Annotated in this window: 12 protein-coding genes; 9 read left to right on the top strand and 3 right to left on the bottom strand. The window is 60.4% G+C overall.

Annotated features, from left to right (window positions below):
• The first annotated feature begins 179 nt into the window (after positions 1-179).
• From C440_RS01795 to C440_RS01775, 5 genes are all read left to right on the top strand, one after another.
• Complete coding sequence (locus tag C440_RS01795; protein ID WP_008317718.1) at positions 180-713, top strand: DUF7344 domain-containing protein; 534 nt, start codon at positions 180-182, stop codon at positions 711-713.
• 454 nt (positions 714-1,167) lie between these two features.
• Complete coding sequence (locus C440_RS01790) at positions 1,168-1,809, top strand: DUF7344 domain-containing protein (RefSeq protein ID WP_008317717.1); 642 nt, start codon at positions 1,168-1,170, stop codon at positions 1,807-1,809.
• 648 nt (positions 1,810-2,457) lie between these two features.
• Positions 2,458-3,627 carry a sugar phosphate nucleotidyltransferase gene (locus C440_RS01785; RefSeq protein ID WP_008317715.1) on the top strand — a complete coding sequence of 390 codons (1,170 nt, stop codon included), beginning with the start codon at positions 2,458-2,460 and terminating at the stop codon, positions 3,625-3,627.
• Entirely contained in the window at positions 3,627-5,444 is a 1,818-nt protein-coding gene (gene glmS / locus C440_RS01780; protein ID WP_008317713.1) for a glutamine--fructose-6-phosphate transaminase (isomerizing), read from the top strand. The genes C440_RS01785 and glmS overlap by 1 nt, the downstream gene beginning before the upstream one ends.
• A gap of 217 nt (positions 5,445-5,661) precedes the next feature.
• On the top strand, positions 5,662-6,222 hold the full coding sequence (locus C440_RS01775) for an ArsR/SmtB family transcription factor (RefSeq protein WP_049915147.1): 561 nt from the start codon (positions 5,662-5,664) through the stop codon (positions 6,220-6,222).
• A gap of 129 nt (positions 6,223-6,351) precedes the next feature.
• Here C440_RS01775 and C440_RS01770 read toward each other — a convergent pair whose 3' ends face one another.
• Positions 6,352-6,591: a hypothetical protein gene (locus C440_RS01770; RefSeq protein WP_008317709.1), complete on the bottom strand. Its 240-nt coding sequence runs from the start codon at positions 6,589-6,591 to the stop codon at positions 6,352-6,354.
• Positions 6,592-6,767: 176 nt separating this feature from the next.
• Here C440_RS01770 and C440_RS01765 point away from each other — a divergent pair, with 176 nt between their 5' ends.
• The 3 genes from C440_RS01765 to C440_RS01755 all read left to right on the top strand — a co-directional run bounded on the left by C440_RS01765 (position 6,768) and on the right by C440_RS01755 (position 8,529).
• Positions 6,768-7,514, top strand: a complete 747-nt coding sequence (locus C440_RS01765; RefSeq protein ID WP_008317707.1) for a DICT sensory domain-containing protein — start codon at positions 6,768-6,770, stop codon at positions 7,512-7,514.
• A gap of 177 nt (positions 7,515-7,691) precedes the next feature.
• Positions 7,692-8,048, top strand: a complete 357-nt coding sequence (locus tag C440_RS01760) for a hypothetical protein (RefSeq protein WP_008317705.1) — start codon at positions 7,692-7,694, stop codon at positions 8,046-8,048.
• A gap of 118 nt (positions 8,049-8,166) precedes the next feature.
• Positions 8,167-8,529: a winged helix-turn-helix transcriptional regulator gene (locus C440_RS01755; RefSeq protein WP_008317703.1), complete on the top strand. Its 363-nt coding sequence runs from the start codon at positions 8,167-8,169 to the stop codon at positions 8,527-8,529.
• Between the two features lie 39 nt (positions 8,530-8,568).
• Here C440_RS01755 and C440_RS01750 read toward each other — a convergent pair whose 3' ends face one another.
• Both C440_RS01750 and glmU read right to left on the bottom strand, forming a co-directional pair.
• Positions 8,569-9,018 (bottom strand): Rrf2 family transcriptional regulator, encoded by a 450-nt coding sequence (locus C440_RS01750; protein ID WP_008317701.1) that lies wholly within the window; start codon positions 9,016-9,018, stop codon positions 8,569-8,571.
• A 344-nt stretch (positions 9,019-9,362) separates the two neighbouring features.
• A complete protein-coding gene (glmU, locus tag C440_RS01745; protein ID WP_008317699.1) occupies positions 9,363-10,598 on the bottom strand; it encodes a bifunctional sugar-1-phosphate nucleotidylyltransferase/acetyltransferase in 1,236 nt (411 codons plus the stop codon).
• 425 nt (positions 10,599-11,023) lie between these two features.
• Here glmU and C440_RS01740 point away from each other — a divergent pair, with 425 nt between their 5' ends.
• A complete protein-coding gene (locus C440_RS01740) occupies positions 11,024-12,109 on the top strand; it encodes a guanosine monophosphate reductase (protein WP_083893971.1) in 1,086 nt (361 codons plus the stop codon).
• Positions 12,110-12,465: the final 356 nt, after the last annotated feature.

Raw genomic sequence — 12,465 nt, 5'->3', positions numbered from 1 at the left:
CGGGCCGCTGACCGTCCGCGGTGTCTCGAATATCCGATGAACGTGAGCTTAATGTCCGTAAGAAATTGGTCCGAAGCCTCTCGGAAACGTCACGATAACAAAGGTCATCTGTGGTGTACTACGCCGTAACCGGAGCAGGTCTACTCGCGTGACGTGCGCGTGGCCGTCCGCACACCACGATGACAACACTATCAAAAGACGAGTTATTCCGCATCCTCAGCAACTCCCGGCGGAGGCAAATCCTCTATTTCCTCCACCGTGCGGGCGAAGCACTCTCGTTGAAGGAACTCGCCGCGATGGTCGCCGCAAGAGAAAACGAAACCGCGGTCGAGGACGTGACAGACGAAGAGAGACAGCGCGTCTACATATCGTTGTACCAGACACACCTCCCGAAACTCGAAGGGGCCGACTTGGTCAACTACGACGAGGAAGAACGGACCGTCGAACTCGTCGGCGACGTCGCCAAACGCGGGTTCTTCTGGATGCAAGCGGAGACCGGCCAGCCGTGGAGTCGATACTACGCCGCCCTCGGGGTCGTTGGCTGGATATTAATTCTCGGTGTGTGGGCCGGTATTCCTGGATTTGCGCTTCTCTCGTGGAGTCTCGTCGCGGTCTTCGTCTCCACTGCGCTGTTACTTTTGGTTCTCGCGCAGTACCTCTCCGAAGAACGCAACGGAGCCCCGTCGGATGCGTTCGAATCTCTTGTTGAGTGACACTTACAGAACCAGTATAGTGGCGGAGGGAATCTCCAACAGACATTCTCATATAATGATGTTCAAATATCAACTCGTTTAGCAGCAAAACAATAATTCTGTTGATAACTTCATTCTGAATGTGTGGTAATAAGCGAGAAATCAGGTTTTAGAGGCGTACTATAGCTCCCAACAATTCTGTCGGGAAGAATTGAATTTCATCTTTTGGGTTGATTGTTACGGGCTATTTACTCGCAGAATTTGCAACCTACCGCTCGGACGAATCAGTGTGTGGGATTGTCAAACAAGTATATATCCCTGTTTAACCTATTATCTCGCTGACCCTCTAGACTTGGGTCGCGCCTGGTGGGGCGCATCCAACATTGTGGTCTGTACCGGACGCACTGTGGTCATCCCTCGGTCGGCCACAGATAGGTCGCAAACCCGCGACCACATGTGGGGGGAGGAAGGAACAATGGTTACCGATTCACTGCAGACAGACACTGAAGCCGTCGATCAAACGCCGCAAGAACAGCTCGCAGAACTAACCGGTGGCGCACAGGAAGCCTCCGAACAACCAGAAACCGAGGCGCTCTCGAAGGACGTCGTCTTCGAGATTTTGAAAAACCAGCGACGCCGCGACGCGCTCAGATTCCTGAAGACCAACGACGGCGAGGCGAAACTCGGCGACATGGCCGAGTTCATCGCCGCCAAGGAAAACGACATCGAGATTAAAGCCCTCTCGTCGAGTCAACGAAAGCGCGTGTATATCGGGCTGTACCAGTGCCATCTTCCGAAGATGGACTCATCCGGTATCGTTGACTTCGACAAGAACCGCGGCGACATCACGCTTCTCGACACGGCAAAACAACTCGACCAGTACCTAGACGGTGACGTCGTGACCCTACAAGAGCAAGCCGACGAGTCGGTGAACTTCGTTTCGTCGCCGAAACGGAATCTGGCTATCGCCGCTGGCGTCGCCGCGACTGTCTCGGCCGGACTTCTGGGTATCCCGGGTCTCGAACAGGTTCCCACTGCGGGGTGGGCCGTCCTGAGCACCGCGACGCTCATGGCTATCACCGCGATGGAGTCGTACAAAGACAAACTCCACGTGTGACTCACGCCCGTCCCTGAAGCGAACCTCAATTTATACCGCCGAAGTCGCATCTCCGTTCACTCGGTCTTGAACCGCCTCGCGGTCCGGCCGAACGAACCACCGCCGCGCTCGTTTTTTCCGCCGTCGCCACGAGTTCCAGTCTCGGCTCTGGTTTCTCCTTCCCAGTCCCGGGATTTTCGTTATTCGTCGCTGTAACCCTTCTCCGTCCTCTTTTCCGTCTTTTTTCTTCCCGTCGCTCTTTCGGCTTCCCTTTTGTTCACCTGTTTGTTCGTTCGTCTGCCTGTCTATCGCTTGTCTGTCCGTCTATCAGATTACTAACTTGCTCGTCTGTCAGCTTGCCCACCTGTCCGTCTGTCCGCTTGCTCGTCTGTCTCGATATCTTGACCGTCAAAACTCTGATTACGTCGTAACCCAGCGTCTTTAGGCCTGATTCGCCTTCCTTCCTACCAATTAGGTACGGCCGAACCGCCCCCACTCCCGATTTCTCTCCCCTCAGACATTGCGGGTCGGTACCATTGGTCTCCCTAACTCGGTCATGGATTCCGGAACGTGCCGTATAACAATCCCCATCGCTCCCCCTGTCTCTCCTATGACTCACCCGCGTTCACGTTCGCGTTTCGAACACGTCCGGTCCTCGGGGGGACGGCGATGAACGACCGCATCACCGAGGCCGTCGTCCTCGCGGCCGGTGAAGGCCGACGACTCCGGCCCCTGACCACGTTCCAGCCGAAGCCCATGCTCCCGGTTGCGAATCGCCCGGTCGTCGAGTACGTCCTCGACTCGCTTTTCGAGTGCGGCATCGAGCGTGTGGTCGTCGTCGTCGGCCACCGCGCCGACCGTATCCAGACGCACCTCTCTGCGACGTATCCCGACGCGGATATCGACTTCGTCCAGCAGGACTCCCGTCTCGGGAGCGGACACGCCCTCTTACAAGCCGCCGGCCACGTTCACGGTCCATTCGTCGCCTGCAACGGCGACAACGTCGTTGACGCCGATATCGTCTCGAAAGTGCTCGAACGCTTTTCGCTGACCGACTCGGTTGCGACCATCGCCGTCGCGCAGTCCGATACGCCCGAAGAGTACGGTGTCGTCGTCGAAAACGACGGCCGAATCTCGGATATCGACGAGCACGCGCTCGACAGCGACGGCTACCTCATCAACGCGGGGGTCTACGTCTTCGACACGACGGTCTTTGACGCTCTCCGCCGCATTCCGCCCCACGACGGCGAGATGCGACTGCCGGACGTGGTTCACTACCTCGACAGTCCCGTCACGTCCGTCCTCGTCAACGGGAACTGGCTCGACCCCTCCCACCCGTGGGGTCTGCTTTCCGTCACGGAGTCGCTTCTCGCGCGCCGACACGCATCGACCGTCGCCGACTCCGCGCGGATTCACGACCGTGCGCTCGTCGAGGAACCGGTCGTCGTCGGCGAGGATTGCGATATCGGACCGGGCGCGGTCGTCAGCGCGGGGTCGTGTCTGCAGAACAACGTCACCGTCGGCGCGAACAGCGTCGTCGAGCGGTCGATCCTCTCGACCGACGCGCGCATCGGTGCTGGCGTCGTCCTCCGCGACTCTGTCGTCGGCCCCGGCGCGTACGTCGGCGATGGCGTCATCTCACCGGGCGGGCAAGCGGACGTCATCCTCGAAGGGCGACTCTACACGGACCGCTGTCTGGGAAGCATCGTCGGCGACCGCGCGGAAGTCGGCGCGAACGTCACACTCACGCCGGGCAGTCGCGTCGGCGCTGAAGCCGTCGTCGGCGCTGGCACGGTGTTACACGGCGACGTCCGCGAGCGCGTGGAGGTGACGCACTGATGTGCGGTATCACCGCTTGTATCGGCGCGAACGACTCCGTCGATTCGCTCGTCGATGGGCTTCGACGGCTCGAATACCGCGGCTACGACTCCGCCGGTATCGCGGTCAAAAACGGGAGGGGTATCTCGCTGACGAAGCGCGTCGGCGAGGTCTCGGAACTCGTCGCGGCCGTCGAGCAGGACCCGATTTATGGCGATTACGGTATCGGCCACACTCGCTGGGCGACCCACGGCGGCGTCACTGACGGCAACGCACACCCACACACCGACGAATCCGAGCACGTCGCCGTCGTTCACAACGGTATCATCTCGAACTTCCAGTCGCTCCGAAGCGAGTTACAGGCGCGCGGCCACAGTTTCAGCAGCGAGACCGACACCGAGGTCGTCCCACACCTCATCGAGGAGAATCTCAGAGACGGTGCGACGCCGGAAGAAGCCTTCCGCGCCGCGGTCGGCAGTCTCTCCGGAAGCTACGCGCTTGCGGCCATCATCGAAGACGAGCAGGCGATTTTCGCAACCCGCTCGGGGTCGCCGCTCGTTCTCGGCGTCGGCGACGGCGAGTACTACCTCGCAAGCGACGTGCCGGCGTTCATCCAACACACAGACCGTGTCGTCTACCTCCACGACGGCGACTTCGTCGTCACAACGCCTGACGGCTACGACATCACCGACTCCGCTGGGAGACCGGTTGACCGGCCGGTCGAGTACATCGAGTGGGACCCGGAGACCGCGACGAAAGGCGGCTACGAACACTACATGTACAAGGAGATAAACGAGCAACCCGGCGCGCTCCGCCGCACCACGCAGGGGCGACTGAACACCCACACCGGCGGCGTCGAACTTGAAGAGTTCTCCCCGGACTACTTCGCCGACGTCGAGCAGGTTCACCTCATCGCCATGGGAACCTCACACCACGCCGGGATGTATGCGGCCTCGCTCCTCAACTCGCGTGGGATTCCCGCCTACGCGTTCATGTCGGGCGAATACTCCGTCATCAAACCGCCGGTGACAGAAGACACGCTCGTCGTCGCCGTCAGCCAGTCCGGCGAGACGGCCGACACGCTCGACGCAGTGCGCCGGGCGCGCGCCGCAGGTGCGAGAACTCTCGCGGTCACCAACGTCGTCGGCTCGTCGATAACCCGTGAGTGCGACGACGAGTTGCTCATCCGCGCCGGCCCGGAAATCGGCGTCGCGGCGACGAAGACGTTCTCCTCGCAAGTGACGGCGCTCACGCTTCTCACCGAACGTCTCGTCGAAGATATGTCGGGTGCGAAGTCCGGCGAAGCGCGCGACCTGATGGACGCGCTCTCGCGGCTTCCGGGCGACGTACAGGAGGTGCTCGATACCTCGACCGCCCGCGACATCGCAATCGAGTACGAGGGGAGCGACGCGTTCTTCTTCATCGGCCGCGGGGTCGCCCACCCGGTCGCACTGGAGGGCGCGCTGAAGTTCAAGGAAATCTCCTACGAACACGCCGAGGGGTTCGCCGCCTCGGAACTCAAACACGGCCCGCTCGCGCTCGTCACGCCCCTCTCGCCGGTGTTCGCTATCTTCACCGGCCACGAGGACGACGCGACGCTGAGCAACGTCAAGGAGGTGCAGGCCCGGGGTGCCCCCGTCGTCGCCGTCACGAGCGACCGCTCCGGCGAGGTGACGGAGTTCGCAGACCACGTGCTCTCGATTCCGGACACCCACCCTGACATCGCGGGCGCGCTCGCCAACGTACAACTGCAACTCGTGGCGTACCACTCCGCGAAACTCCTCGAACGACCGATCGACAAGCCGCGGAACCTCGCAAAGTGCGTCACCGTCGAGTAACGCGCGCGGGCGACCGGTAAGGTCCGGGCGAGTCGAGACCCGTTTTTCTGCACTCGCACGGATTCCGCTCACTTCGCACTCGTTAATCCCCCGCAGTCGATCGACTTTCCGAGGCGGAAACTCGGCCGCTCTCGCGCCGACAGTCTCGATATACGATATAACTATCTGGACTGTAGGCACCTATTACATATCCCTGGGCTACATGTGATACTATAGCATGACTCGACGTGACCTCGTGGACGACGTCCTCTCCTCGTCCGACGAGCCGGACGGGCCGTTGACGGACGAGGCCGAAGAGACAGTACACCAATCGGAGACCGAGATACCGCCGGAGTCGTCGGACGACGACCTGTTGAACGCGATGGGAGACGACGTTTCTCGGGACGTTATCGTCGCGTGCAACCACGCCCCGATGACCGCCGAGGAACTCGCGGAGAACTGCGGCGTCTCCGAATCGACGATTTACCGACGGTTAGAATCGCTCTCTTCGCTCGGTCTCATCGAGCGAACACAGCGCGTCGATTCGCCGAGCAAGACGTGTTACGAGACCATTATCGACGGCTTGTCGATTCACGTCGGCGAGAGTTTGCGGGTCGAAGCGGAGTCGAGTGACTACGTCGTCGATGCGATGCGGACGCTTCTCGCGGCGATAGACGTACAGCACCTCGCGTACGACCGCGAACAAAACAGCGTTGACGTTCGATTCGAACTGTCCCCGAGTCTGCTCGACGCGCTCGTCGAACTGTACAGTAGAGATACGTCGTCGCGCGAGCCGTGAGCGCCCGCTAGTTCCGAGGCATCGAAGTTCGAGGAGTCACAGACAGTGTCGCAGTCGCCCATCGTTGGGCGGATCGGTAGAGACAAGCGGTCACAGATGATGTAGTCGCCGTCTCTCCGTTCACGTCGGTCACTCGCGCCACGAATCGTCTACCTCCCTGAGAACGAGGCTTAGTGCCGCCTCTGCGTTGCCACCGGCGATGAGGTCTCGCGCCGTCGTGGCGGTGACGGGACCGATGAAGTGCGACGCTTCGAGACCGGCGACGATACCGGGTGTCTCGCGGGCGAACCACGCATCGACTCCACCGTTCGTGACTGTCTCATCGACTGTCTCTGCGTCCGGCTGGGTTCGGTCGCAGTCGGAAATCATACCGTTCGTACGACCCGAACGCCCATAGTTAGGAATCCACGTGCCGTGGTAGTCGCCACGTTACAAACTACACGACCCGGCGCAAGACAACTCTATTTGAACCTTCGTTTCTATTATCACGAACAGTAGAAGTATGAAAAGAATAATAACCTCATCTGGCCTGCTTTCCACCGGTAATGTCTCTCAGCGAATTAATCGCTGGCGTCGCCGCTTCTGAGAAGACACTCACCGTGTTCAACCCGGACGACGACACCGTCGAGCAACTCGCCGCGCACTTCGCGGACCGGAACCTCTCTGTCGTGCCGGCGTACGCCGACGAAGGGCCTTCGAATTTCGCGGTACTCGGGTCGGGCGATACGTTCCATACAGCAGTCTCGGTCGATGATATCCTCAAACAGCCCGAAGATGTCCACCCCGGATTCGAACGCGACTCCTACGCACCGATACTCGACCACCTCGACGAGACATTGTTTACTTCCTACGGCCGCGAAAAGATGCTCAGCGCGACGCGGGAGATAGAAGACAGAGCGTGGCGCGTCGGCGCTGGCGAACTCCACGCCGGCTTTCAACTGGGGGACAATCTCGAACCACAACTCGAAACGTACCGACGCCTCGGCGGTCGAGACCAACTGTCGGTCCACGCCTACATCTACCCTGAAGGCGACATTCCGGCCGCCGACCAGTTCCAACTGCATCTCTCTCGGTCCGACGAGATTCGAAATTCGTGGTTCGTCGTCTACGACGGAAGCGGTGTCGCCGACTACAAGTGCGCGCTCGTCGCCGAGGAACCCGAACCCGGTGCTGGCTTCTCCGGCTTTTGGACCTACGACCCATCTACGGTCGATTACATCCGCAACTATCTCGCCAGCACGTACTCCGTTATCGAGTCTGATGGCTCCGGGTGCGTCCGTCGCGGTGACTGAGAGCCGAGGTCACTGGACCGACAGCACTGACACGCTATCTCCCGATGTTGCGGTTGATACTTCACTCTCAGCGTTGATCAGTAACACTCGCCGTCTCTCATCCCAACGCTGTCTGAGAAAATCAATTTAGATAACTGAGCGAGAATACTTAGGAGCGGTCGGACGAGACGAGTTTATATGGTAGACGGAATCCTCCTCGAACCCTCACAACTCAAAGGGAAAGTAAAGGGCGGCCGCGCCGGGGCCGAGATTTCCGGGATGACCTACATCGGATACGAAGTCGGTGTTACATCGCAGAGCATCCACATCTACGGCGACCACTGTAACGCCGACATTCAGGACGAAGAGTACCGGTATCTCGTCATTCCGTTCGAATCCATCCGAGCTATCGAAATGAAAGACCTCTCCGACCGCGGCCGCTGTATCGTCGTTCACGGTCTCGACGAGGAGGTCATCTTCTACTCGGAGAACCAAACGAGCCTCTCGAAGAACCTCAAACGCGTGTTTCTCCTTCTTTCGAGACTCCTCGCTTGAACGCCCCGACAGTCGCAGTCCACAAACTGTTCGCAGACTACTTCCGACAATTCCGGTAACATTTCGAAACCAGGTTCTCCACCGAACCGCTAAAGCCGTTGGGCTTCCACAGGTCGATATGGCCAGCGACACGAACGACGACGCACCGTGTCCGATAATCAACTCGATCGAGCAAATTGGGTCGCAGTGGCGTCTTATCGTCCTTCACGACCTCCGAAGCGACGAGAAGCGATTCAACGAACTGAAGCGCTCGACCGGTGCCAGTTCACGAACGCTCTCTCGCGTCCTCGACGACCTCCAAGAGACGGGGTTTGTCAACCGCCGGATGGAAGAAGACGCGCCGGTCGCAACGTACTACTCGCTCACTGACAAGGGTGTCTCGCTCTGCCCGGTGTTCGACGAAATCGAACAGTGGGCCGACGAGTGGCTCGAACCCGACGGGCAGACCACAGAACCGGAAACTGCCGAGCCGACCGCCTAACGAGCGCAGTATTCGTAGAATCGACTTCGACCGTCTCAGTCAGTCGCAGACTTCCAGTGTTTCGGTGTCGGCCGTCTCGAAGATTGTCTCGTGAACGTCGGCGATGGTAATCGAGTCGAGTTCGTCGAGCATCGCTTGAATCGCGGGTGCGAGCAGGTCACCGAGGACCGGTTGGATGTACTCGCCGACCGTGCATTCGTCGTTCGGTTCGTTCGCGTGGAAACAGAACGGCTCACCGTCTTCCACCGCCTCGTAGATGTCGTGGAGCGTGATTTCCGACGGGTCACGCGCGAGCGTGAATCCGCCCGTCGGACCGCGCTTGGAATCGACGAGATTCGCTTCTCGGAGCGAACACAGGAGCTGTCGGATGACCACCGGATTGGTGTTGACGCTCCATGCGAGACGGTCGGAAGACAGCCGCTCGCCGCTCCGCACCGCCAAATTTGTCAGCACGTGGGTAGCGACGACGAATCGGCTGCTGTTCGACATACAGCTTGATTGGTGCTACGGGCATTTTAGATTTCACGGTGAGGCAATTGGGCGTTGTTTCCCGGGTGAAATGCCGCTATTTCACGTCTCGACGCCTGCTCTGGTTCAAAATTCGAAACACCGGCTCGAATTATGACTGTCCGTGGTTTTATTCCCGAAACTGGTTGTGGGTTCGTTTCTGCACGAATAATTGGTGATGATACGACATTCGAACAGCCACGGCGTCGAAATAGTGTCAATCTGTGTCGCCACTGGCTTCCTAGAACACTTCAGCCGCCTACCAATGGATCGCCTACGATACTCGTGTTACACCCTCGATTTCGTCGTCACCAGCCGCTCTTTCGTTATTTTTCTTCGCTCTCGCCGATGCGGTCGTAGAGCACCGTCTCACCGGGTCTGACTGTTCCGTCAGTCGGGAGGCGGACGCCGGCGTTCAACGACGAGTTGATGCCGGTTTTCGCGCCGTCACCGAGGACGACGCCGTACTTTCGACGGCCCGACGAGACGAGTTTGCCTTTGAGCATCTGCCTGACTGCTTCGCCGTCGTGGCGGAGGTTGGCGACTTTCGTTCCCGCGCCGAAGTTGACGTCGCGGCCGAGGATGCTGTCGCCGACGTACGAGAGGTGGCCGACTGTCGCGCCCGCCATGAGCACGCTGTTTTTGACTTCCACCGCGTGACCGACCTTCGCACCCTCGCCGATGAGGGTGTGACCTCGGACGTAGGCGTTCGGGCCGATTGTGGCTCCACGACGGACGAGCACAGGTCCTTCGACGACGACACCCGAACGAATCTCCGCGCCCGCCTCGACGACGACCGTTCCGTGGAGTTCGGCGTGCTCCGAGACGTCGCCGTCGATTCGGCGTATACTGTCAAATCGGGCGTCGAGCTCCGCCAGTTTCCACTCGTTGGCTTCGAGGAGTTCCCACGGTCGGCCGACGTCCAACCAGCGGTCGAACGCGACGCCGCGCACGTCGCACTGCTCACAGACCGTCGTCAACACGTCCGTCAGTTCGAGTTCGCCGCGGTCGCTCTCGGCGACGTCGAGCCAACCGTGCGCCTCGACAGGGAAGACGTACGCGCCGGCGTTGACGAGGCTCGACGGTGGATTCTCGGGCTTTTCGACGACGCCGGTCACGTAGCCGTCGTCGCTCGTTTCGAGCACGCCGTACGAACTCGGGTTAGTGACGCTGTACGACCCGACTGCGGGAGTCCCACCGTCTCCGTAGAGCGCCGCCAACGATGGCACGTCGTAGAGTGCGTCGCCGTTGAGGACGACGAACGGAGCGTCGTCGTCGAGGGTCGCGGCGGCGGCGCGAACCGCGTCGGCTGTCCCGCGTTGTTCCGTCTGGACGGCGAACTCGACCGGAACGCCACCGCGCTCGTCACCGAAGTACGAACGCACGTCGTCTGCTTCGTACCCGACGACGAGCGTGAGACTCGTCGCACCCGCTTCGATGGCGGCATCGGCGGTGTGTGCCACGAGTGGTTTCTCCGCGACGGGAAGCATCGGCTTGGCTCGACGGTCGGTGAGCGGGCGCATCCGGGTTCCGCGACCCGCGGCGAGAATAACTGTCTGCATGCCCATCTGACGGTCTGCGTGAAGGAAAGTACTTCTGTCAGCGAAGCGGGGGTTAGGGACCAATTGGGCGACGATGCTGTGGGGAATGCCTCTGAGTCCACCTACCGTTACCGACTTGCGATAGCGCGGCCGGTAAGGCAAAATAGTGTCCAGTGTTCCGTAGCAAAACGCTTACGAAGTGACTGTCCGGTTCGATACGCGAGTAATCAGTGCGCGCGGTGCAGTCGCTCTCGAAGCGTTTGCACCACACGGGCCGCGAAACGCGAATGTGTTGGGGTTACGATTGGTTGGAGATTCGCAGTCAGCGCGGCGCCGTGTGTTATTAGACGGACGAACGCCAACGGGTAATACTTTCGTTCCACGGCGATACGACCCGTTTTCAGTGGGATTATTACCGTCCGTCCCATCGGCTGTGGAGGGTTACGATGGAGATTCGCACAGGACTCTCGTATGGAGACGTATTGCTGGTTCCACAGCGTTCACCGGTCGATAGCCGGAGCGACGTGGACCTCTCGACTAACGTGACACCGGGACTTTCTCTCGACACGCCGCTCGTCAGCGCGGCGATGGACACCGTGACCGAGGCGGACCTCGCGGCGACGCTTTCAGACCTCGGCGGACTCGGCGTCGTTCACCGCTTCCTCGACGTGGACGAACAGGCCGCACAGGTCCGACGAGTCGCCGAATCGGGTGGCACCGTCTCGGGCGCTGTCGGCATCAACGAGAACTACCTCGACCGGACCGAGGCGCTCCTCGAAGCCGGTGCCGACGCGATTGTGATGGATATCGCTCACGGACACATGGAGCGCTGTCTGGACGCCGTTGCCCGCATCCGCGACGAATACGACCCCGAAATCGTCGCTGGCAACGTCGTTACTCCCGAAGCGGTCGAAGACCTCTGGGAAGTTGGCGCGGGCTGTGTGAAAGTCGGTGTCGGCCCGGGTTCGCACTGCACGACTCGTGAGGTCGCAGGCGCGGGCTACCCGCAACTGACGGCCGTCTCGGAGTGTGCAGACCGGGCGCACGAACTCGGCATCCACGTCATGGCCGACGGTGGGATTCGAACCTCCGGCGACGCCGCAAAGGCGCTCATGGCCGGCGCTGACACCGTGATGATGGGTAGTTTCTTCGCCGGGACGGACGAGTCACCCGGCCGCGTCGTCGAGGTCGATGGCGAGCAGTACAAGCGCTCGCGCGGCATGGCCTCGACCGAGGCCGCCGACGACCGCGACGACAAGGAAAGTGACGTCGCAACCGGCGAGGGAATCGAAGCGCTCACGCCCTACAAAGGTCCGGTCGAACCGCTCGTCGAGGAGTTCCTCGGCGGCGTCCGCTCTGGGATTAGCTACTGCGGCGGCCACACGCTCGCCGCCGCGCGCGACAACGCGACGTTCGTCCGCGTCGCGGCGAGCGCGAAGGAACGCGAGGGTGTCCACGGTGTCGTCTTCGCCGAGGGAACCGTAGATACGGACGACGCGGAACGCGAAGTACAGGCGCCGCTGGCTAACTGACGGTTTCAGCCGTCAGTTTCGGTCGGTTCGGCGACTTTTGAGTGACCGGTATTGGTTCTTCGAGTGTTGTTTTTACTGAACGGCTGTTGTGGTCTCGGATGATAGCGATAGCTCACGAGTAGTGTAACAGCATCTCACGTGCTTTTTGAGTTTCACCCCAACTAGGGTTCGTCTGTAACACGGCGGTGGAGAGCATCGAGACACCCGGCAGGCGCTTCAACCCAACTAGGGTTCGTCTGTAACCGCGCCGGTGTACGGCGATAGCGGCGTGTACGTCTTGCTTCAACCCAACTAGGGTTCGTCTGTAACTCTGCATCGACCTCTGCCTTAATCCATGGCATATCTATGCTTCAACC

This window comes from Haloferax mucosum ATCC BAA-1512 (genome assembly GCF_000337815.1).
GTDB classification, from domain to species: domain Archaea; phylum Halobacteriota; class Halobacteria; order Halobacteriales; family Haloferacaceae; genus Haloferax; species Haloferax mucosum.
The sequence above is the reverse complement of the archived record's forward strand: the minus strand, read 5'-3'. Positions and strand labels throughout refer to the sequence as shown.